The organism is Streptomyces sp. NPDC055025 (assembly GCF_053608565.1).
In genome coordinates, this window is sequence record NZ_JBSGVS010000016.1 from 37,896 (window position 1) to 59,102 (window position 21,207).

Sequence of the window (21,207 nt, forward strand, 5' to 3'; positions counted from 1 at the left end):
GACCGGCGGACCCGCGGGCCAAGCGGGTCGGGCGGGCCGGGCATCTCACGACTGCCCGTGTGACGGGAGCCTCGCCGGCGCGGGCCGCGCGGGAAGGGCCACGAGCCAGGTGAATCCGGGGTGCGGGCGAGGGCGGGAGACGAAGAGTCTGCCGCCCTCGGCCTCGGCCAGTGAGCGGGCCAGCGCGAGACCGATGCCATGGCCGTCCTCCGTCGCGTGGCCGCGCCGTACGAACGGATCCGTGCCCTCGGGGATCCCGTCGCCCTCGTCCTCGACATCCACGGCCAGCACTCCGGCGCTCTCCCGGACGCGTACGGTCACCGTTCCCCTGCCGTGCGTGCGGGCATTGGCGATCAGCACATCGAGGACCTGCCGGGCGGCCCGCGGTGAGCCGACGGCGTCCGGCAGGTCCTCGTCGATCACCACCCGCAGGCGCCGCCCGCCCGCCGCGAGTTCGCCGTGCCAGTGCCGTTCGATCCCGTCGAGGAGCGGCGCCAGGTCGAGCGGTGCCCGCTCGGGTACGTCACGGGCCAGGGCCAGCAGATCGGTCAGGGTGGTCTCCATCCGTTCGACCTGCTGGAGGGCCGTGCGCAGGGCGGTGTACGGATCGGTGCGCGCGCCGGGTGCCAGTGGAGTCTCCAGCTCCAGTCGTACACCGGTGAGCGCCGTACGGAGCTGGTGGGACGCGTCAGCGCTGAAGGCCCGCTCGCGCCGCAGGAGCAGGCCGATGCGGCCGGACGCGCGGGCGAGGGCGTCGGCGACCGCGTCCGCCTCCGGCAGCCCGGAAGCCGGTGCACGGCCGGCCGGCGGCTCGCCGCGCTCCATGTCGCGGGCCGCGACGGCGAGCGCCTCCAGTGGACGGGCGAGCCGACGGCTGGACCGGACCGCGAGCAGCACGCCGACGCCCACGGCGAGCGCCGCGGGCACCGCCATCCCGGCCCAGGTCAGGGCGGCCCGCCGGTACGGATCGGCAGCGGGCGAGGTGACCCGTACCACCGCGCGCACATGTTCGGCGCCGCCGACCGGGACCGCCGCCACCAGGCCCTCACCGGACCGGGCGGTGGCGGCCCGCCCCGCCGCCGCGGCCCGTACCGGACCGTCGCCGGCCTGGGGACCGGTACCGATCACGCGCCGCCCGTCGGGCCCGTACACCGCGATACGGGTGCCCGCCTCGGTACGGGGCAGCTCCACCGGATCGGCGGCGCCGGGACGGCCGAGCGGTACGGGCAGGCCGACCGCGACCCGCTCGCCGAGCTGCCGCAGCTCACGCTCCTCGTCCTGCTCGTACAGCCGCAGCGCGGCGACGGCGAGCGGCAGAGCGAAGAGAAGCACCGCGCACACGACCGCCAGCACGGTCGATCCCAGGATGCGGCGGCGCACTGTCCGGTCCTGCCGTCAGCCGGCCGCGGGGGCCGTCGGGACTTCGAGGCGGTAGCCGAACTGGCGCAGTGTCGTGATCCGCACATGGTCGCCGAGTTTGCGGCGCAGGGCGGCCACATGCACATCGAGGGTCCTGGTGGAGCCGAACCAGTTCTCGTCCCAGACGTCGTTCATCAAGTCCTCGCGGCTGACGGCCTGTCCCGGACGCGCGGCCAGTCGTACCAGCAGATCGAACTCGCGGGGACGGAGTGTGATCTCGCCCAGAGGGCCCAGACAGCGTCGGCCGGGCCGGTCCACGACAAGAGCGCCGAGGCCGATCCGCGCCGAGGCGCCGGGTACTCCGAGGGCGCCGGGCGTGGCGCGACGCAGATGGGCGGTGACCCGGGCCTGGAGCTCGGCGATCCTGACGGGTTTGGTGAGATAGTCGTCGGCTCCGCACTCCAGGGCCTGGACGACATCCATCTCCCCGGTTCTCGCGGTCAGTACGACGATGACGGCGTCCGGAGCCCGCTCCCGCAGCAGACGGCACAGTTCGAATCCGTCCATGTCGGGCAGCCCCAGGTCGACCAGGAGCAGATCGGCCGGGTACGGCGCGGTGTGTGCCAACGCGGTGGCGCCGTCGGGGCACCAGCGGCTGTCGTGACCGAGCACGCGCAGTGTCGCGCTGAGGCCGCCGCCGATCGTCGGGTCGTCCTCGACGACCGTGATACGTGCCATCGCCTCACGCCGCCCGGCGCCACGGACGGACGCGCCCGTACACGCCGCCATACATACATCCGTACACATCGACGCGGCCTTCCGCGCCCTGGATCACGGTCACGCCCCGAGGATGCCGGGCCGTACCTGAACACAACCTGAACGCGCGCGTCGCGGCCCGGGACGATGGACGGCGGACGTCCGTACGTGGTCATACTGGCGGAATGACGACTCCCCGCGTGCTGATCGTCGAGGACGACCACGGACTGCGCGATGTGATCGCCCGCGGCCTACGCGACGAGGACTTCCTCGTGGTGACAGCGGCCGACGGCGCCTCGGCGCTGCGCGCCGCCGACGGCTCGGTGGACGCGGTGGTGCTCGATGTCGGACTGCCCGACTCCGACGGCCGCGATGTGTGCCAGGCGATGCGTGCCGCCGGGGTGACCGCGCCGGTGGTGTTTCTCACGGCGCACGACACACTGACCGACCGGCTCTCGGGCTTCTCCTCCGGTGGCGACGACTATCTGGCCAAGCCCTTCCATCTCAGCGAACTCGCGGCCCGGATCCGGGCCGTGCTGCGGCGCTCGGGCGACGGTACGGCGATCGACACGGGTGCGGTACGGCTGGACCCGGTGCGCCATGAACTGGAGGTGCGCGGGACGGCGGTGGCGCTCACTCCCACCGAGTTCCGGCTGCTGGCCTGTCTGATGGCCGCCCCCGGGGCCGCCGTACGCCGACGCGCCCTGCTGCGGGCCGGCTGGCCGGAGGGCGCCCAGGTCTCCGACAACACCCTGGACCAGTATCTGGTCCGGCTGCGACGGAAGCTGCGCGAGGCCGACGCGCCGCACGGCATCGGCACGGTCCGTGGCATCGGATACCGCTTCGCATGATCGGACAGCGCCGTCTCCAGCGCATCGGTCCGCGTACGCTGCGTGGCCGGCTGGCGCTGATCGCCCTTGCCACCAGTGTCCTGTGGATCGCCGTACTGACCACGGTGTTCAATGTGGCCCTGGACAGGAGACTGCACGGGCAGGCCGACGAGGTGCTGCGTACCCGTGCGGAGGCCGTGGCCGCCACCGTGGAGGCGCGGCCGGACGGACGGCTGACGGTCAGGGAGCCGGCGGAGGACCAGGCCCTGGACGCGGGTGTGTGGATCTACGAGGGCGGCCGGGCGATCGAGCGGCCCCCGAATGTTCCGCCCGCCCTCCAGCGGCAGGCGGACGCGCTGGTCGGCCACGGCACCCGGTTCGCCGAGACCACCTCGCCCTCGGCGACACGGCTCTACGCGCTGCCGGTCGTCGCGCTGCCGGTCACCGGAGGCGGCATTGAGGCCGGAAGTGGAGGTGAGGCCGCGGGCGGCGCACAGGCGGGTACCGTGGTCACCTCCGTCAGCCTCGACCCGTATGTCAGCACCGCCGATTCCGCGCTGGCCGGCTCGATCGCCCTGTCGCTGGTGCTGCTGGGCGGTGTCTATCTGCTGACCCGGCTGGTCGTACGGCGGGCTCTGCGGCCGGTGGGCGACATGAGCGCGCAGGCCGCCGAGTGGAGCAAGGCGGGTGTGGCGGAACGGTTCGGTGAGGGCGGCAGGCCCACCGAACTCGTCTCCCTGGCCTCCAGTCTCGACGAGCTGCTGGACCGGCTCGCCGCGGTCCTGCGCCATGAACAGCGTCAGGCTGCCGACATCTCGCACGAGCTGCGTACTCCGCTGGCCCGGATCACCGCGGAGACCGAATGGCTCGCCCGGCGCCCGCGCACCGCCGCCGAACAGCGTGCCTCGCACGAGGCCATCGCGAGCGCCGCCGCCACGATGGGCCGGATCTGCGAGACCTTGCTCTCCGAGGCCCGTACACGCACCGGACAGACTCCAGGAAGCTGCGACGTCCCGGCGCTCGCGCGGGAGCTGGCCCGGCGCGGTGCGGACGGACCGCCGCGGACGCCGTTGACCGAGGTCCGTGGCGGCCCGGCCACCGCCGGTGTCTCCGCGGCACTGGCCGAACGCATCCTGAGCCCACTGCTGGACAACGCCCGTCGCTATGCCGCGCACACCGTGGTGATCGAGTGCGCGGCGGTGGCGGGCACGGTGCGGGTGACCGTCGCCGACGACGGGCCCGGAGTACCGGAGGACTTCCGGGACTCGCTCTTCGAACCGGGTCGGCGCGCGACGCCCGGCGACGGTCACGACGGCGCGGGCCTCGGACTGGCGCTCGCGCGCCGGCTCGCCCGCGCGGCCGGCGGTGACATCGCACTCGACGCCGGACACGCGGGCGCGTGGTTCACCGTCACTCTGCCCGCGGGCTGAGTGGCTCGGGCGGTACGACATCCCTCCTGGTCCGGGTGAGAAAGACGACCAGGCCGAGGATCACCGCCAGGAACAGCGCGCTGGTCCCCACGGTGCCGAGCCCCAGTCCACCGTCCGCACGTGCCTGGGACAGATAGTCACCGAGGGACGCGCCGAGTGGGCGGGTGAGGACGTAAGCGATCCAGAACGACCAGACGGCGTTCAGATCGAGGGCGCGGTGGGCGACTGCCACCGCGGCGATCAGGACCGCGAAGATGACGGCCGAGAGCCAGTATCCGAGATTGAGCCGCTCGGCGGTGAGGTCGCCTGCGGCGGTACCGAGGGCGAAGGTGAAGAGGATCGCCAGCCAGTAGAAGCCCTCGCGCCGGCCGGTGCGGATGGAGTGGATGGAGAGCGTGCGCTCGCTCGCGTACCAGCCGATGAAGGTGAGGGCCAGGGCGACCGCGAAGACCGCCGTCGTGATCTCCAACGGAACGCCGAGGTTGTCGGTGAGATTGTCGCTGACCAGAGTGCCCACCACACTGATCAGCACGACGGCGAGCCAGTACAGGCCCGGCACATAGGCGCGAGCCCGGAACTGGAAGAACAGCGTGATCACGAGCAGAGCGCCCATGATGAAGGACGTATTGGTCAGCCCGAGCCCGAGATTGGCGTTCAGCAGGTCGGCCGCGGTCTCCCCGACCGTGGTGCAGAGAACTTTGATGACCCAGAAGTAGAGGGTGACCTCGGGGACCTTGTTCATCAGCTCGCGGCGCCGTGAGGCGCTCGGCACATATGTGTCTGGTGTCATGACGCAGCACGCTGGCAGGGTTCACCTGAAAGTTTCCTGACCGGAGGGCACGGTCACCCGGTCCGAGCGAGGGAGAACCGTACCTCGAAGTTGGTGTGGCCGGATCGGCTGGTCATGTCCACCGACCCGCCAGGGGCGGCGATCACCGTGACAACGGCCGGACCGAGGCCCACTGCCCGCCACTTGCGCGGATCCCGTCCTCATCGGAAGTGATGCGGCAACCGCGCAGGTCACCGGAACGGCACCGCACGGACGATGGCCTGGGACCGTATCCATCCCCGACTCATTACCCGTTCCACGTGGATCGACCACGACGGCGAACTCCCCGTCATCAAGGGCACGTTGATCCGCCTGGAGGTCGACCACCCGCCCGGCGGCGGAGATCCGCTGCCGGTGTGGCTGTAGTCCTCGACGGGGACGGGTCACCGTCGGTCCGGAGGGGGCGTGCCGAGGACACCCCGCGTGCTGCGGGCGCACCGCGCCTTCCGTGCGCCCGCAGTGCGTATTCGACTACTCGTGACGTGCTCGCGGCGGCCTGAAATTCTGGCCGACGACAGGGCCGGTCACCTCCTCGGCCGGCAGGTGCCGGTTGTTCGGCGGTGGCGTGGCCGTCCTGGTTCTCTACGAGGGAGTTGGCTCATGTCCAGCACTGCGCAGGTACGAACGCGTCATCAACTCGTTCTCATGGCGATCGCCCTGTTCACCGCCGTAAGCATCACCGGCGCCGGCCTTGTACACGGACAGCCGGCGCGGGCCGCCGGAACCAGCGACTCCAGATCGGCCGCAGCGACGCCGGCCCAGGCCGATCAGTCCGCCTCCGCGCCCCGCACCTCGCTGCTGCAGTGGTGGAGTGCCGCGCGTGGCGACAACTTCATTTCCGGTTCTGCCGCTGAGGATCAGAGCGCCCGGGAGGCCGGCTACACCTTCGCCCGCCAAGAGGGGTTGGGTCTGACAGCGCAGGACCCGGGCACCGTGCCGCTCTATCTGTTCTGGAGCCCCACCCGGGGCGACAACTTCAGCACGGCGACCCAGGCGGGCATCGATTCCGCCTACGACGCCGGGTACAGCTACGCCAGGATCCAGGCGTACATTTATCCGGTCCAAGTAAGTGGCACGGTGCCGTTGTACCAGTTCTGGAGCAGCACCAGGCAGGACAACTTCGCCACCGCGACCACGCAGGGGATCAACTCGGCGTACGCCGCCGGGTACAGCCTGGCCAGGATCGAGGGCTACGTGTACCCCAACTAAGACCGTGTCCTACGCGGAGGTGGCTCGTTTGGGCTGTGCGTGGGGCGGGGTAGGTGGAGTTGGATTGTTCCGGATGGGCTGTGGGAGATCGCGAAGCCGCTGATCCCGCCGTCGAGGGTGCGGCCGCAGGGCGGTGGGACGCAGGACACGCCTGATGAGACGCTGTTCGCCGCGATCATCCACGTCCTGGCCGGCGGCTGCGCCTGGCGGGCCCTGCCGCCCTGTTTCGAGGCCCGTATCGATCGGAAGAACAGGAAAGCACTGGTGGCAGGGTTCGGAGGAATTCCTCTCCAACGTCAGCGAGCGGCGGAGTTCATCGCGGGAACGGTGAACTGCCCTGCCCGTGCGATCCGCGACAACCGGGGATCATGCAGGAAGTGCCCGAAGTAGTCGGCGTGCGGCCCGAGCACGATCCTCGGTCCGCCACCGTCTGCTGGGGCCGTCCGCTCTCCGGCCATCGCGCGGATGAAGAGTTCGCGTTCAACGTTCCCCGCCCTCGCCTCCGACGCGGACCCCGGCGTCTGACGGACAACGGAAAGTCGGCAGGATCATGCCGTGAGGTGATCGGGGGCGGTTCCTATTCTTGACCCATGAGGCGAACCTGGCCGTTTGTGGGGCGGCTTGACGAACTGAGGTTCATCGACGGTGTGATGCAGGGCGCTGAAGGCCCGGGGGGCGTGGTGCTGACCGGCGAGGCCGGGGTGGGCAAGACGTGGTTGGCGCGCCAGGCGCTCACACTGGCCGCGGAAGGTGGCGCCGCCACCCGCTGGGTGGTGGGCACGGCATCCGGGCGTAACCTCTCGCTGGGCGCTTTCGCGGCATTGCTGGGCGCGATCAGCGGTGATCCGTCGTCGGTGCTGCGCGAGGCCGCCCGAGCGCTCGTGGCCGACGCCGGTCCCACCCCGGTGGTGGTCGGTGTCGACGACGCCCACCTGCTCGACGAGGTCTCGGCACTCCTCGTCCACCAGCTCGTCGTCCACAGGTCCGCCACCGTGGTCCTCACCGTGCGCGCCGGTGAGTCCGTACTCGACCCGGTGACCAGTTTATGGAAGGACGAGTACATCGGCCGGCTGGAGGTGCGACCCCTCCCGCAGCCGGAGACCGGTGCCCTGCTGGAAGCGGTGCTGGGCGGCCCGATGGAGAGCACGAGCGTCGCCCGTCTCTGGGCGATCACCCGGGGAAACGCCCTGTACCTGCGTCAGTTCGTCGACGAAGAGGTCAGGGCACGTCGCCTGTACCGGGTCAGGGGTGTGTGGCGTTGGTCCGGGAAGTCGTTGGTGTCACCACAACTGGCAGACCTGGTGGCCCTCCGTATGGGCGACCTGTCCGAGCCTGTCCAAGCGGCGGTCGATCTCCTCGCCGTCGGAGAGCCGCTGGGTGTCAGCCTGCTGACGGGACTGACCGACGCGACGGCGGTTGAGCGCGCCGAGACCGCGGGTCTGGTCTCCGTCGAGCAGGAGGGCCGCCGGTTGGAGGTCCGGCTGGCCCACCCCATCTACGGCGAGGTACGGCGGACAGCCATGGGGTTGCTGCGTGCGCGCCGCCTGCGAGGCCGGATCAGCGAGGCTTTGGCGCGGACCGGCGCCCGCCGGGCCGACGACACGGTGCGACGTGCCGTCCTCGCTGTGGACTCCGATCTCGACCCGGACAAGCACCTGCTCACCGAGGCGGCCGGACGTGCCGCCCAGCTGTGTGACCTTCCACTGGCTGTACGACTCGGGCAGGCCGCGCAAGCGGCGGGCGCCGGGTTCGAAGCGGGGATGATCGTGGTGTCCGCCCTCACCGGAATGAGCCGCTCGGCGGAGGCCGAGGTCGCCGCGCTGACCGCCACGGCCGGCACGGACGCCGAGGTGGTCAGGGCAACGGTGACACAGGTGATCAATATGGCGTGGATGGACGCGACGCCGGCGGAGGCGGAGACACTCCTTGAGACAGCTGAGTCGCGTGTCACCGGGAACGACGGCCGGATTCGGCTCATGGCCCTGCGATCGCTGCTCGAAGGGCAGATGGCCAGGCCGGTTCAGGCGCTTGAGTCCGCGACCACGGTGCTGGCGTCACCGGGCCCGCCCGATGAGTCCGTGGCCCTCGCCGCCAGCGGGTATGCCGCCGGGCTGGCGACGCTGGGCCGTGCCGACGAGCTCGGCCCGGCGGTGGCGCGTGGCCTTGAGGCAGCCGCCCGTTCGACCGAACTCGCCTTCTTACGCTTCCCGCTGATCGGCCTCCAGATCACCGGGCTACGCCTGGCGGGGTATCTACAGGTCGCGGACGACATCGCGCGCACAAGCTGGGAGTCGACGGAGGGTTTCGACTTCACCGCCGCGATCAGCGGTGTGCTGATGGGGGAGGTCACCCTCGCGCAGGGCCGGCCTGTCTCCGCCTTACGGTGGCTGCGCGAGGCGCACGCGGGACTGGAAAAGTTCGGCCACGCGGGCGGCTTCGAATACGCCTGCCTGATCCACTTGGTCCGCGCGCTGGCACTCACCGGTGACCTGGCCGCCGGCCGGGACGCGATGGCGGAGCTGCTTGCGGGACAACACCCGACGCTGCTGTTCCTTCGGCCCGACATGCTGTTGGCACAAGCGTGGATGGCCGCCGCCGAAGGTGCGTCCAGCACCGCGAAGGCGTTCGCACACGAGGCGGCGTCGGTCGCGGTCGCGACAGGACAACTCGCGCACGAGGTACTGGCGTTGCACACCGCGCTGTGCTTCGGTGACCGGTCCGTCGCCGGTCGGCTGGCCGAGCTGGCGACCCGGGTCGACGGGCCCCGGGCCCAGGCCGCCGCCGCACACGCCGCCGCGCTGGCCGCCGACGACGGCGATGCCCTGCGAGCCGCCGCGTCCCAGCTCGAGGGGATGGGGGACCTGTTGGCCGCGGCCGACGCGGCGGCGCACGCGGCGACCGCGTACGCGCGTCGTGGCCGGCGAAGTGCCGTCCATACCGCCGTCGCCCAGGTACAGCGGTTGAGTGGACGGTGTGAAGGCGCACGTACCCTCGCGACGAGAGTCGGGATCCAGCCGCTGCCACTCACGGACCGCGAACGCGAGATCGCCACGCTGGCCGCTCAGGGAATGTCCAACCGGGAGATCGCCGCCCGGCTGGTGGTCTCGGTGCGTACCGTTGAGGGCCATCTGTACAGGGTGAATTCAAAAATCGGCACCACCAGCCGGGCCGAGTTGGCCGCCGTGCTGGGCGACGGCCGCCCTCCGCACGGGTTCGAGTAGCCGACTCCTCGCGTCCGCCCGGTCACCGTGGGCAAGGGTGAACAGGCACGTCCACGGCGCGCGGGCCCGGTCTGCGAGCAGATGTCGTCGCCATCATCAAACTCCGGAGGTGAGAGGACCAACGGGTGTCACGTACGGGTATACGAACGAACATCACGGCGTTCCTGTTCTTGGAGGTCGTTTTCATCTGTAGTGCGGCGCTGTCTCCTGTATTGCGTCCGCTGATGATCTGGTGCGGGTGGGTCAAGCCGGGTTGGAGTTGCTCGCAGAGGCGGGTGATGTGACAGCTGGGGCAGAAGGCGGCCTGCGCCTGTCTCATTCCAGGACGTCCGTATCTGTTCCGTGCTTCAGTCCGACAGACCGCACGCCTGGGCGCACGCCCCCGACCGGCGGTACGTCCAGGGCATGGCCGAAACGCGATCTTGTACGTGGACCGCACAGGGGCGCAGTGGCGCTACCTGCCGCATGACTTCCCACACGGGAACACGGTCTACGGCTACTTTGCCAAGTGGCAGTCCGACGGCATCTCTGCCCAGCTCAACGGCCTGTTGCGGGAGTTGGTGCGCCAGCAGGAGGGCCGGAACACGAAGCCGTCGGCGTGCGTGATCGACGCGCAGAGCGTCAAGACCTCCACCAGCGTGCCCGCCACGAGTCAAGGTACGGACAACGCCAAGAAGATCGTGGGCCGCAAGCGCGGCATCGCGACCGACCGTCCAAGATCCCCCGACATCTCCGGCCGCTTGACGATCTGTAGGAGCCTCAGAGTCAAGTGAGGAACGCGGGAAGCCCCGTCGGGGCAGGGTGACCCATTGGGGCCCCTGTCCCGACGGGGCTCGGTCGGCCGGGCGGCGGGTTACCGGCGCCCGGCAGAGGCCGGTGCCGTGTGCGGTGCTTCGCGGCTCAGCCGAAGTTCACGTCGCTGCACCACATGTAGGCCTGGTCGAGGTGCGAGGCCTGCCAGATCACGAACAGGATGTGGTGTCCGGTGTAGCCGGAGGTCTGGACGGGGAACGTGATGTCCTGTGCCGGGGCGAAGCGGCCGGTCTGCGTGATGAAGTCGAGGTTGCTCCAGCCCAGGGTCTGGGTCTTGGGGTTGAAGCCCTGCTTGCTCACGTAGACCTTGAAGTAGTCGGCACCGTGGGACGCCTGGTCGTACATGTGGACCGAGAAGTTGTTGCCGATGGTGGTGGTCTTCCACGATCCGGGCTTGTCCAGGCTGGCGTTCCTCGAGAGGTTGTTGCTGCAGAGTGTCCCGTCGGGGGTCCGTGCCTGGAACTGGCCCCCGAGGCCGTCGCGGAGCGCGCTCATCCAGTTCCACATGGTGTCGGGGTTGGCCTGGAAGGCCTGCCAACACATGGGGTCCTGGGTCTGCATGGCCGGGTTCGTGTGGTCGTTGCCCCACGTCTTCCAGCACTGGTACGCGCGGGTGGCGGGGCCGACGACGGTGCCGTGGGCCTGGGCGGGGATCGACCAGGTGAGGGCGCCGACGGCCACGGCGAACAGCATGACGAGCGCCTGGAGAGGCCGGCGGAGGGACGCTCGCGAACGCCCGGTTAACGGACTCTTTTTACGCATGGTGGGGGACTCCTTCCAGTTGCGAGGCTGTTTTGGGAGCGCTCCCAAAGATAGGTCTTCCGAGTGAGATGTCAATGAAGCAGACGGAGTTGATTGCAGGGGGGTGGCGAGCAGGGAATCTTCCGTGAGTCGGAGTCAGAATTGTTCGCGGGACCGGGAAACGAGGATGTGGCCTGGACCGGTGTGCCTGGCCGACGATGCCACCCTCTTCTGGCGCGACCCGACACTCGGGGGTTAAACACTCATTCCGGGATAAAATGTCGGGAAAGACGCCCTCTTGGTGCTCGCCGTCTTCACCACCGCGGGTACCACCCCCGCGAAGGCGGTCGCGGTGACGCCGGACAGCGCGGTCTCCTCGACGGACCGACTGCGCTATTGCAATGCTTCGACCGATGCGGGCGCCGTCGGCACCCTCGACGCCAACAGCAACCACATCACGTTGAGGGTCTACTCAACGGATCATTCGCCACCGGATGGAGCCGGGTCGCGCCGGTCCAGGCAGTGTCTGGCACATGGCGCCGTCCGCCCGCAGGGCTGAGCGTGCGGCGTCTGGTGCGTCCCACGTATGAGGCCCCGGGACCATCGCATCCCGGGGCCTCATACGGTCCGGCTTTACGGACGGGGTCCAGTCGACGACACGACCACGGCGCCCACTCGGCCGACAAATCCGTCCCGGCGATGCTTATGCCGCAGCGAGATACCAAAGGCGCGACGGGTGGGTGTCGCAGTTGTAGATGACTGTGGGCGTGTTGTTCGCGATACCCCCGCCGGCCGGGCTGAGGCACTTGCCGCTCTTGTAGTTCACGAGGTGGTAGGTGAGATTGCCCTTGTCGACGAAGTACCAGAGCCGCGACGGATCATTGTCGCAGTTGTAGATGACGGTCTGAGCGTTGTTGTCGGAGCGCCCCCCTTCCGGGGTAAGACACTTGCCGCTGTTGAGGTTCAGGATCTGGTAGATGTTGTTGCCCTTGTTCACCAGGTACCACTTGCGTGACGGGTCGGTGTCGCAGTTGAAGATGACATTGACGGCGTTGTTGTCGGACCGGCCACCCTCGGGAGTAAGGCACTTGCCGCTGTTGTTGTTCACGAGAAAGATGTTGCCCAATTCCGCGGCCGCTCGTGACGATGCCGTCGTTGAGGACGGCGCCGCCGGCTCCGCTGGACTCGATGCCGAGGCATTCGGTGCCGAGAGGACGCTGCCGCCGATCGCGGCCACAGTCGCCGCGACCAGTCCTGCGGCCTTGAAGTGAATCTTCATCATTGTCCCGCTTCCGTTACCGAGTTCGGACAAGTGAATGCAAGCGGGCATCCTTGATCGTCGGGGCCGTGTATCCGGCGAGGCGCGACCGGTCGACATTCCTGTCGGTGCGTGCCTGGACAACGATCCGAATCGATTTCCGGGTGCCACGCGAGGCGCCGTGAAACTTACCGTTGAGGACAGAGTCATGTCGTGAGTAGCCTGGTACTCAGACCTTGGGGGCGCCCTGAACGACACGGACCTGTGGGGCGCGAGAAAGGTGATGCGGCATCAGGCCGACTCCACCCGAACCGCCGGCGTGACGCAACTGCCTCCTGGGCTCCCGTGGTCCTCCGACACCACCCTCACGGCCGAGGGAGCCGCGTACGAGATCCGACACCGCCGTATTCGCGGCACCTGACACTGCGGCGGAGAGAGCTCGCGCAGCCATCGCCGCCAGGTCAGGTGCATCCATATCGGTCCCCCATGCCGTCCCCAGTCCCGCCGTTACGGGCCTGCTCGCGACCGCGCGGGCGTCATTCGCAAGTACGTCCTGCGGGAACAGCGCAACGGGCTACGCGGCAACGGTCGTTGTCGCCGTCCTGGCGTGCCGGAGTGCTCGCAGGGCGGTGGGCACCAACGAGATGTTGGCGGTGGCGAAGGCTCCCGTGTGCAGCAGTCCGCCGTGCCCCGCGTGCAGCACGGCCAGCTCCCGCGACGCCCGCGACAGCCGGTCGAGCACCTCCACGGCGTGCCGGTGCAGCGCGCGGCCCGCGGAATTGAGCCGTACACCTCGAGGGAGCCGCTCGAACAGCGGTCCGCCCGCCTGCTGCTCCAGTGCGGCGATCCGTCGGGACACCGCGGACTGCGTGTAGTTGAGCCGGACCGCCGTCTTGGTGAACGATCCGGTCTCCGCCACGACCACGAGCAGCCGAAGCGCGTCGACCTCGAACACAACCCTCCCCCTTCACGATCCACCGGGGTATCGCCCGTCTTCCCACAACCCATTCTCCATGTGCATGGGTCCTATGCGATCCAGTCGCTGGTGGAATGCCTTGGCCCGCCCTAACGTCGTTCGCACGACGGGCTTCGCAGGGAAAACGGCCCCGCCGCACCGCTGCCCATGAAGTCCGAGGGGGAAATGTGTCGGCACGACGGGAAGCGCGACAGAGAGTTGGCATGGGGCGGGACCGATCACCCCTCCGCCGCACTGTTCGCCCTTGCCTCCCAGCTCGCCGCGGAGCTGGGCCAGGAGCCGCCGCGGGGGATCGCCGTCGGCGGTGCCTCGGACGGCAACTACACCGCGGCGGCGGGCTGTCCGACACCGGGCGGCCTGGGCGTCGTGGGCGTTGTGGGCGGTGGCGCTCACGCGGACACCGAGTACGTCGAGGTCGTGCAGATGGTCCCCTGCACCCGTCTGCCCGCCCAACTCATCATGCGGACACGGCGCCGGCCCGACCGTGACCGGCGTGGCTCCGTGGGAAACGCGACGGGGACTTTCTCTCAGCCCCTCGAATCCGGTAATGCCGTTGCCGCTGCTGCCGCCGTCCCGTCAGCCGCACCGCGATGGCTGATGCCGGTCCGAATCGATAGGGAGATCATGGCTCTGCTCCAGGGGAGACGGTTCATCATGCGACAGGACATGGACAGGCTCGGCCTCGGCGAGAAGCTCGGTAGCTATCCCATCGCGGGAGTGGGAGGCAGCCTGGCGCAGATGGCGCGGCGGGTCGGCGTGGTGCTGTACGTCATCATGATCGTCTGCTTGGCCGCCATCACGCCCCCGGCGGCGTTCGCCAAGGGTGCTGTCATGACGGCGGTGGTGTTCGTCCTGTTCGGCCTCATGCTGGCATGGCGTCGTATGTCCGCCAGGTTCGGACTCAGGCGGTGCTGCCTCTACACGCACGGCCTGGTCGTCACCAATCTGTTGGGCGGCGTGCAGGACGCGGTCGCGTGGAGCGAGGTGACCGAGCTGAACCGGCTCAGCGGCGCGTCGGTCTTCATGACCTTCCACCGGGTCGAGGTCGCACGGCGCGGCCTCAGGCCCCTGGCGTTCCTGGCGCTGGGCCTGAAGCCCCCGCTGGTGGACGCCCTGCTGAGCCAGCTGGCCAAGAACGGTGTTCGCTGAGGTGTTAGGCCTTCACGAGAGACCGCCATGCGCTACGCGGACTCCGCATGGGCCCTGCTGGAACAGGTCCTCGCCGCGTTGTCGGATTCGCGCGAGTACGTCCAGTACGAGCGCGATCCTCCGCCTTGCGATGCTTCCCCGTGGCCTGAACGGCACGGGAGGTACCCCCTCCCCCCGGACGCCGCGAGCCCCCGGCAAACCTTTCCGGCCACAGCAGCAGGCCGCGGTACCAGCCGTCGTCGGCCGCGTCGAGCGCCCCGCCCGGGATGTACGTCTGGCCGCCGGCGTTGGCCGGAGAGCCGGCCTCGCTGATGGCGGGGACGCCCACGGCCCCTGGGCCGGCCAAGAAGGACGACTCCGAGAGTGGTGTTGGCGTTGTACAGATTCTGCCGCCAGCGGTCCTTGTCGTTCCGGGTGCATGAGGACGCCGCCAGCCGCCGCACGTTGTAGCTGCCGATGAGGTTGACCTCCAGCACTTGCCGGTGCCCCGCCCTGCCTGCATGAAGCGATCGCCGCTGAATAGCCGCCGCCCATCGCCGGAACCACACGCGACCCTTGAGCGGCTGGATTCGTCCGTGAACGTCAGGTCCGGCCCGCCTGAGCATCGAAGTTGGCCCAGTAGGTCGGTCTTCCCCAGACCCTAGGACCCGTCCGGGCGATCACAGGTCCCATTACGGTGGTTGTGGTGGAAGGGCCTGGTGAGTGTGGAGTGGAGATGAGCCGTGCGGAGGCGGTCGCGCTCGTGCAGCGCGTCATGGATGCGGGCTGCGCCTCCGACGACGAGGTGGACGGCTGGCTGGACAGGCTCGACAGAGCCCTGGCATGCCCGTCTGGCCACGTCAGTGGCTTGATCTTCTGGCCGCCGGAGCGGGACCTTTCGGCTGATGAGGTGGTCGAGCAGGCCCTGGCGTATCGGCCGATCGTTCTGTGACCGGGCTGAGGTCCGAAGCCGGATGAGCAGGGCTGCGGTGGTTGCGGTGCCGAGGAAGACGTAGCTGCCCTTGTCATAACGGGTGGCGACGGCCCGGGACTGCTTCAGCCTGTTGATCGCTCGTTCCACGGTGTTGTGTTTCTTGTACCGCTCTTCGTCGAGGCCGGGTGGCCGCCCACCGCGCGAACCTTCGCGCAGTCGGGCGGCCTGGCTGTCGGTCTTCTCCGGGATCGTGTGCCGGATGCCCCGGCGCCGCGGGTACTCGCGGCACGGGCCGTTGCCGTACACCGTGTCGGCCGCGATGCTGTCGGGCTTCGTGCGGGGCCGGCCCGGACCGACCCGCGGAACACGGATTTTCACCAGCACCGCCTGGAACTGAGTGCAGTCCGCTCGCCGCCCTGCGGTGACGACCAGGGACAGCGGGCGGCAGCGGCCGTAGTCGCTCAGGTGGAGTCTGCTGCCGAAGCCGCCCCGCGAGCGGCCCAGGCCCTCACCGCATGCACCACCTCCGCCAGGCAGGCACGAAGGCTTCGCCAGGGAGATTCGCCCCGGTGTTCTGTTGCTTCGGCCCCCTTTGACGCGGGCGCCGGCGGCGGATCGATGCGGACACCGGCCGCATGCTGGTGAGCCCGGACGATGGTGGACTCGACCGAGATGGCCCAGTCGATCTCGTCGCCAGCGCCGAGTTGCATACCCGCGACGGCAGGAAGTCGGCGTTGCTGCTGTGGGACGTTCCCACGCGTCGCCTTCGGCAGATCTTCAGCAGCGCCCGCAGGATGATGTCCTCGGAGATCAGCCCGGACGGACGTCTGGCCGCCATCGGCCACATCGACGGGTCCGTACACATCAGGGAAACGGCCACCGGGAAGGTGACGGCCGCCCTCACGGGCCGGCACGGCCCTGCGATGTCGATGGCGTTCAGTGGAGACGGCCGCACCCTGGCCATCCGCAGCCATGACGGAACGATACAGCTGTGGGACGTGAGTGCCGAGCGTATCCGGCACACTCTCACCGGCACGCCCCACGAATTCCTGTCCATGGCATTGAGCCTCGACGGGCGCATTCTGGCAACCGGCAGTCCCGGCGACGTACCGTTGCGATTGTGGGATGTCGCGAGCGGCAGCCTGAGAGACACCCTTGGACGCCATAGGGACGTGGAATCGCGGCAGACGAGTCGGGGTGTACGACGGGTACGTCCTCGTACGGGGCCTGCCTTCCAGCCGATCCGCCTCCGGAGAGGCCGCCGCGGTGGACTCCGCCCCCATCGCGTCGCGATCCTCGTCCACGACCGAGTGACGTTGCTGGACAACGCCGGTCCCATGGTGGTGTGGAGAGAGGCGAACCGGTTCGGTGCCGACCACTGCCGGCGCCTTGGCGAGCGCCGGCGCCCCGGCGAGGTTCTCCCTCGGCACGGCCTTCTCGATCGCCGCCCACGCATCCACCACTGACACCGGCTCGCCGGTGTCAGTGGCCGGAGCGGTCTCCAGCAGTACCCCGACCGCCCTCGCCAAAGGTGCCCCGCCCGCCGTCCCTCACCGAACTCATTGACAGCGGACTGACCCCCTGTCACCGTCTCGTCTGACAGCGGTAGTTCTCGGAGGGAGCCCCCAAGGGGACCGCCGCTCGATCCTCCCCCCACCCGCGTCTCCCTCGCAGCTGAGTCACCACCGATGTGGGAGCGCTCCCAGAGAGGGCTGCACTCATGAGAAAGATGATGCGTACGCTCGTCACGTCGGCATTCGCGTGCCTGCTCCTGCCCCTCGGCACCGGGCAGGCCGACGCCCGTGTCCTGGCCGATCCGATCAGCATGACCAGCGGGTTCTACACGGACCCGAACTCGACTCCTGCCGCATGGGTCGCGGCGAACCCCGGTGACGGACGGGCTCCGGCGATCCGGGACAACATCGCCTCGCGCCCCATGGCCCGGTGGTTCGGTTCCTGGAGCGGTGACATCGGGGCCGCGGTGGGCTCCTACGTGGGAGCCGCGGACGCCGCCGACAAGCTTCCCGTCCTGATCGCCTACAACATCCCCGGCCGCGACGCCTGCGGCGGCCACTCCGGTGGCGGGGCGGGTTCTCCGGCGGCGTACCGCACCTGGATCTCCGCCTTGGCCTCGGCCATCGGCGGGCGACCGGCACTGGTGGTGATCGAGCCCGACTCCCTCGGTGACTACAGCTGCATGTCCCAGCAGCAGATCGATGAGCGCAACGCCATGCTCAGAGACGCCCTGGCGCGGCTTTCCGCGTACGCGCCCAACACGTGGACGTATCTGGATGCCGGAAACCCCGCCTGGATCGACGCGGGCACCATGGCCCGGCGTCTCGACGGCGCCGGGGCACGACAGGCGCACGGCTTCGCGTCGAACATCTCGAACTACTACGGCAACAGCCGCAACATCAGCTACGGCAACGCCATCAACTCGGTGCTGTCGGCGTCCTACGGTTACACGAAGCCTTTCGTCATCGACACCAGCCGCAACGGCAACGATTCCAACGGCGAGTGGTGCAACCCCGCCGGTCGCAGGACCGGGGCCGTCAGCCGGACGGGCGGCGGAGCCGAGATGCTGCTGTGGCTGAAGACCCCAGGTGAGTCCGACGGCAACTGCGGAGTCGGCGCCGGCTCCGTGGCCGGCCAGTTCCTCCCGGAAGTCGCGTACAAGATGATCTACGGATACTGAACCGCCTGCTTCGTCACTGTGCCGGACAGCTTCTCCTCCCATGTCTCGATGCCGCGCGCCGTGGCCTCGCTTTCCGTCGGGCCGGGGACCGCCCGGCCCGGCGCAGTGGTGTGCGCAGGGGGGCCGAGCGGTCAGCCATCGATCGTCGCGCGGCTCGCGTACCGGTCGCCGGCCGCGGCGCCGGGTGGGAACAGTGCGTCGAGCTCGGCCACCTGCCCGGAGGTCAGGGTGATCGCGGCGGCGGCCAGATTCTGCGCCAGATGGGTTCGTCGGGTGGTGCCGGTCAGCGCCACCACGTCCGGCCCCCGGGCGAGCACCCAGGCCAAGGCGAGCTGGGCGGGTGTCACGTCCCAGGCACGGGCCAACCGGACGAACCTCAGCAGCAGTTCCTCGTTGTGGCCGATGTTCTCGGGGCGCAGGCGGGGCAGCCCCCGTCGGTAGTCGTCTTCCCGTAGCAGGGCCATGTCGAGCCGGCCGGTGAGAAACCCGCGGCCCAGCGGAGCGTAGCCCACGAGGCATGCTCCCAGGTCCCGTAGCGCGGGCAGGAGTTCGTCCTCGATGTCGCGGGACCACAGGGAGTACTCGCTCTGGACCACGGCCACCGGGTGGACGGCCGCCGCGCGCCGCAGAGTGGCCGCCCGTACCTCGGACAGGCCGATGGCGCGCACCTTGCCGGCCTCGACGAGGCCGCCCATCGCGCCGACGGTCTCCTCGATGGGAACCTTCCGGTCCACCCGGTGCAGCAGGTAGAGGTCGATGACGTCCACGCCCAGGCGTTCCAGGCTTGCGTCGCAAGCCCGGCGGATGTGATCGGGGCTGCCGTCCAGGCCCCGGTATCCGGGGTCGTCGGCACTGCGCAGCTGACCGGCCTTGGTGCTGATCAGCACCTGATCGCGCCGACCGCGCAGTGCCTCGCCGAGGAGCTGCTCATTGGTGAACGGGCCGTACACGTCCGCGGTGTCGAACAAGGTGACGCCCGCGTCCACGGCCGCCCGGACGGTGCGGATGGCCTCGGTCCGGTCCGCGACTCCGTAGAACTCACTCATTCCCATGCACCCCAGGCCCACGGCGGAACAGTCCAGCTCCCGGCCCAGCCGACGCCGGGGCATCGGCCGGTCCGTGAGCGGGGACGAGACGGCGTCAGCCATCGGAGAGCAGCTTCTGGGCCGCCCGGACGATGTCGGCGACGCCGAGCCCGCAGGCGTCGTACAGATCACTGACCGGCTTGCCGTGCATGCCGTAGTCGGTGAGGCCGAGGGTGGTGGAACGGGGTGACAGGAACTCTCCCAGAACCGACGGCGGCCCGTTGTGGACACTGAGCGAAGGAACATCCGTCGGAACGATCGAACGCCGGAAGGCCACGTCGTGGTCGGCGAAGCGGCTGGCCGAGAAGACGTTGACGACCCGGATACGGCTGCCGGACTCGGTGACGAGCCGGTCGGCCGCCTCCAGCGTCTGCGGAACCATCGATCCCGCGGTGAGCACGACCAGTTGTGGATCCGGCTCCTCCCTGACGGTCCAGACACCGGTGGAAGTGTCCCGGGCAGCCACCTCGGTGAGGTCCCCGAGGACGGGCAGCGCCTCGTGGGCGAGCCGCAGATAGACCGGGGTGCCGAGCGTCAGTGCCTCGTTGAAGAGCACCTTGGCCTCGTTGATGTCGTTGGCCTCCAGGACCGTCAGCCCCGGCAGGTTGCGTACGGCGGCGAAGCACGCGTCGGACTGCACCATCTGCCCGAGTTCGTCGCCCAGCCCCGCGGACGTGCCCACGACCACGACGGGGATTCCGGGAAAGCAGATCGACTGCCGGATCGAGTCGACCATGCGCCAGACGAACCCCTCCATCAGAAAGACGACCGTGCGCAGTCCGGCCGCGGTGGCACCGGCGGCCAGCGAGGCGACATCCTGCTCGGCGATCTGGTGCTCCAGCACCGGGCTCGTCGGGTTGTCCCAGTGCCATGAGGAGTGGGTGTCGAGCAGCGGCAGGAGTCCGGAGTTGCGGATCGCGTCGGGTGACACCACGAACAGGTCGCCGCCCGGAGCGACATGGTCCACCAGTTCCTCGGCGAACTTCTTGCTGACGATCTTCTGGCCGGCCGGGTTGCGGGCGGTGTCCCAGGCTATGGCAGGGGTGGCGCGTGCGGGGGTGACGGGTTCGGCCAGCGGTTCACGCCGGGCGGCGGCGGCCTGCGGGAAGTGCTCGGTCACCAGCTGTGACGCTTGCGCCACGTCGGCTTCGAGGTCGTACGGGGGCCGGTACTCGGCGGGGACCTCACCACCGGCGTTGGGACTGTCGCTGTACGGCGGGAGCAGCCCGTGCCCCTTGGTGGTGCTCAGCAGCAGCACGCTCGGGGCGGACTCTTCACGGGTCTGCGCCAGTCCCTCTCGAACGGCGGGCGCGTCGTGGCCGTCGACCTCGAAGACCTTCCAGCCGAAGCCCCTCCACCACGAGGCGATGGAATCGCGCTGGGTGCTCATGTGGCTGCCGAAGCCGTTGGCGTCCACCGCCACTGTCACGCGCTCCAGGCCCAGCCGCACGGTCGTCTGGGCCGCCTCCCAGACCTGTCCCTCGCTGAGTTCGGCGTCACCCATGAGCACCAGGGTGTGGGTGTCCCTGCCGGCCCGGCGGTCCGCGAGGGCCAGGCCGTTGGTGAACGACAGGCCCTGCCCGAGGGCGCCGGTGGTCATCTCCAAGCCGCGCGGGTGCTGCATCTGCGGGATGCGTGGCAGCCGGTGCCCGACGGCACCGAAGGTGAGCAGCTCGGCGAGTGTCACATCACCGAGGTAGCCGTGCAACCACAACGCGAAGTAGTGTGCCGCCGCGGCGTGTCCTTTGGAGTGCACGTACTTGTCGCGGTCGGGAGCCCCCCGGTGGGAGACGTCGAGTCGGTAGTCCCCGGTGAAGTAGAGCGTGGTGAGGAAGTCGACGGGCGAGAGACTGCCGCCCACATGATGGTTGGCCGACATCACGAAGTGGCGCATGGCACGGGCGACGGAGGCGAGTTCGTTCTCGTTCATCAGGAGTCGTCCT

General features: G+C 69.4%; 16 protein-coding genes and 5 pseudogenes. 12 read left to right on the forward strand and 9 right to left on the reverse strand.

The genetic code is table 11. The features are described 5' to 3' along the window. Window positions 1-45 precede the first annotated feature (45 nt). Both ACWGDX_RS12580 and ACWGDX_RS12585 read right to left on the reverse strand, forming a co-directional pair. The gene (locus ACWGDX_RS12580) at window positions 46-1,380 is read right to left on the reverse strand and encodes a sensor histidine kinase (RefSeq protein ID WP_453624863.1); all 1,335 of its coding nucleotides are present in this window, start codon (window positions 1,378-1,380) and stop codon (window positions 46-48) included. A gap of 15 nt (window positions 1,381-1,395) precedes the next feature. Then, window positions 1,396-2,148 (reverse strand): response regulator transcription factor, encoded by a 753-nt coding sequence (locus tag ACWGDX_RS12585; RefSeq protein ID WP_453624865.1) that lies wholly within the window; start codon window positions 2,146-2,148, stop codon window positions 1,396-1,398. Window positions 2,149-2,300: 152 nt separating this feature from the next. Here ACWGDX_RS12585 and ACWGDX_RS12590 point away from each other — a divergent pair, with 152 nt between their 5' ends. Further along, entirely contained in the window at window positions 2,301-2,966 is a 666-nt protein-coding gene (locus tag ACWGDX_RS12590; protein ID WP_453624867.1) for a response regulator transcription factor, read from the forward strand. After that, window positions 2,963-4,375, forward strand: coding sequence for an ATP-binding protein (locus tag ACWGDX_RS12595; protein ID WP_453624869.1), 1,413 nt, complete (start codon window positions 2,963-2,965; stop codon window positions 4,373-4,375). The genes ACWGDX_RS12590 and ACWGDX_RS12595 overlap by 4 nt, the downstream gene beginning before the upstream one ends. On the opposite strand, the gene ACWGDX_RS12600 is transcribed toward ACWGDX_RS12595, so the two are convergent. Next, window positions 4,356-5,165 carry a COG4705 family protein gene (locus ACWGDX_RS12600; protein ID WP_453624871.1) on the reverse strand — a complete coding sequence of 270 codons (810 nt, stop codon included), beginning with the start codon at window positions 5,163-5,165 and terminating at the stop codon, window positions 4,356-4,358. The two genes, ACWGDX_RS12595 and ACWGDX_RS12600, sit on opposite strands and share 20 nt — an antisense overlap. A gap of 234 nt (window positions 5,166-5,399) precedes the next feature. Here ACWGDX_RS12600 and ACWGDX_RS12605 point away from each other — a divergent pair. From ACWGDX_RS12605 to ACWGDX_RS12630, 6 genes and pseudogenes are all read left to right on the forward strand, one after another. Beyond that, window positions 5,400-5,567 (forward strand): annotated as a pseudogene (locus tag ACWGDX_RS12605) (NF041680 family putative transposase); the annotation flags it as partial. Window positions 5,568-5,849: 282 nt separating this feature from the next. Beyond that, window positions 5,850-6,413 (forward strand): hypothetical protein, encoded by a 564-nt coding sequence (locus tag ACWGDX_RS12610; RefSeq protein ID WP_453624873.1) that lies wholly within the window; start codon window positions 5,850-5,852, stop codon window positions 6,411-6,413. Window positions 6,414-6,452: 39 nt separating this feature from the next. Then, window positions 6,453-6,698, forward strand: a pseudogene (locus ACWGDX_RS12615) (transposase); the annotation flags it as partial. Then, window positions 6,635-7,000 carry a hypothetical protein gene (locus tag ACWGDX_RS12620; RefSeq protein ID WP_453624936.1) on the forward strand — a complete coding sequence of 122 codons (366 nt, stop codon included), beginning with the start codon at window positions 6,635-6,637 and terminating at the stop codon, window positions 6,998-7,000. The pseudogene ACWGDX_RS12615 and the gene ACWGDX_RS12620, both read left to right, overlap by 64 nt. Before the next feature lie 3 nt (window positions 7,001-7,003). After that, window positions 7,004-9,634: a LuxR C-terminal-related transcriptional regulator gene (locus tag ACWGDX_RS12625; RefSeq protein WP_453624875.1), complete on the forward strand. Its 2,631-nt coding sequence runs from the start codon at window positions 7,004-7,006 to the stop codon at window positions 9,632-9,634. Between the two features lie 356 nt (window positions 9,635-9,990). Beyond that, window positions 9,991-10,344 (forward strand): annotated as a pseudogene (locus ACWGDX_RS12630) (transposase); the annotation flags it as partial. A 190-nt stretch (window positions 10,345-10,534) separates the two neighbouring features. Here ACWGDX_RS12630 and ACWGDX_RS12635 read toward each other — a convergent pair. From ACWGDX_RS12635 to ACWGDX_RS12645, 3 genes and pseudogenes are all read right to left on the reverse strand, one after another. Further along, window positions 10,535-11,140, reverse strand: coding sequence for a lytic polysaccharide monooxygenase auxiliary activity family 9 protein (locus tag ACWGDX_RS12635; protein WP_453624877.1), 606 nt, complete (start codon window positions 11,138-11,140; stop codon window positions 10,535-10,537). A gap of 751 nt (window positions 11,141-11,891) precedes the next feature. After that, window positions 11,892-12,470 carry an RICIN domain-containing protein gene (locus ACWGDX_RS12640; protein ID WP_453624879.1) on the reverse strand — a complete coding sequence of 193 codons (579 nt, stop codon included), beginning with the start codon at window positions 12,468-12,470 and terminating at the stop codon, window positions 11,892-11,894. A 556-nt stretch (window positions 12,471-13,026) separates the two neighbouring features. Beyond that, window positions 13,027-13,401, reverse strand: a pseudogene (locus ACWGDX_RS12645) (LysR family transcriptional regulator); the annotation flags it as partial. Between the two features lie 186 nt (window positions 13,402-13,587). Here ACWGDX_RS12645 and ACWGDX_RS12650 point away from each other — a divergent pair. Together ACWGDX_RS12650 and ACWGDX_RS12655 are read left to right on the forward strand one after the other, a co-directional pair. After that, window positions 13,588-14,571 carry a M20/M25/M40 family metallo-hydrolase gene (locus tag ACWGDX_RS12650; RefSeq protein WP_453624880.1) on the forward strand — a complete coding sequence of 328 codons (984 nt, stop codon included), beginning with the start codon at window positions 13,588-13,590 and terminating at the stop codon, window positions 14,569-14,571. A 715-nt stretch (window positions 14,572-15,286) separates the two neighbouring features. Beyond that, entirely contained in the window at window positions 15,287-15,502 is a 216-nt protein-coding gene (locus ACWGDX_RS12655) for an e9imm peptide (RefSeq protein ID WP_453624882.1), read from the forward strand. Window positions 15,503-15,583: 81 nt separating this feature from the next. Here ACWGDX_RS12655 and ACWGDX_RS12660 read toward each other — a convergent pair. Next, window positions 15,584-16,165: pseudogene (locus ACWGDX_RS12660) on the reverse strand (transposase); the annotation flags it as partial. On the opposite strand from ACWGDX_RS12660, the gene ACWGDX_RS12665 reads away from it, so the two are divergent. Both ACWGDX_RS12665 and ACWGDX_RS12670 read left to right on the forward strand, forming a co-directional pair. Beyond that, the gene (locus ACWGDX_RS12665) at window positions 16,120-16,950 is read left to right on the forward strand and encodes a WD40 repeat domain-containing protein (protein ID WP_453624884.1); all 831 of its coding nucleotides are present in this window, start codon (window positions 16,120-16,122) and stop codon (window positions 16,948-16,950) included. The pseudogene ACWGDX_RS12660 and the gene ACWGDX_RS12665 sit on opposite strands and share 46 nt — an antisense overlap. A 254-nt stretch (window positions 16,951-17,204) precedes the next feature. Then, on the forward strand, window positions 17,205-18,179 hold the full coding sequence (locus tag ACWGDX_RS12670; RefSeq protein ID WP_453624886.1) for a glycoside hydrolase family 6 protein: 975 nt from the start codon (window positions 17,205-17,207) through the stop codon (window positions 18,177-18,179). Window positions 18,180-18,310: 131 nt separating this feature from the next. Here ACWGDX_RS12670 and ACWGDX_RS12675 read toward each other — a convergent pair whose 3' ends face one another. Both ACWGDX_RS12675 and ACWGDX_RS12680 read right to left on the reverse strand, forming a co-directional pair. Then, entirely contained in the window at window positions 18,311-19,288 is a 978-nt protein-coding gene (locus ACWGDX_RS12675) for an aldo/keto reductase (protein WP_453624938.1), read from the reverse strand. Between the two features lie 31 nt (window positions 19,289-19,319). Continuing rightward, entirely contained in the window at window positions 19,320-21,194 is a 1,875-nt protein-coding gene (locus ACWGDX_RS12680; RefSeq protein ID WP_453624887.1) for a transketolase-like TK C-terminal-containing protein, read from the reverse strand. Window positions 21,195-21,207: the final 13 nt, after the last annotated feature.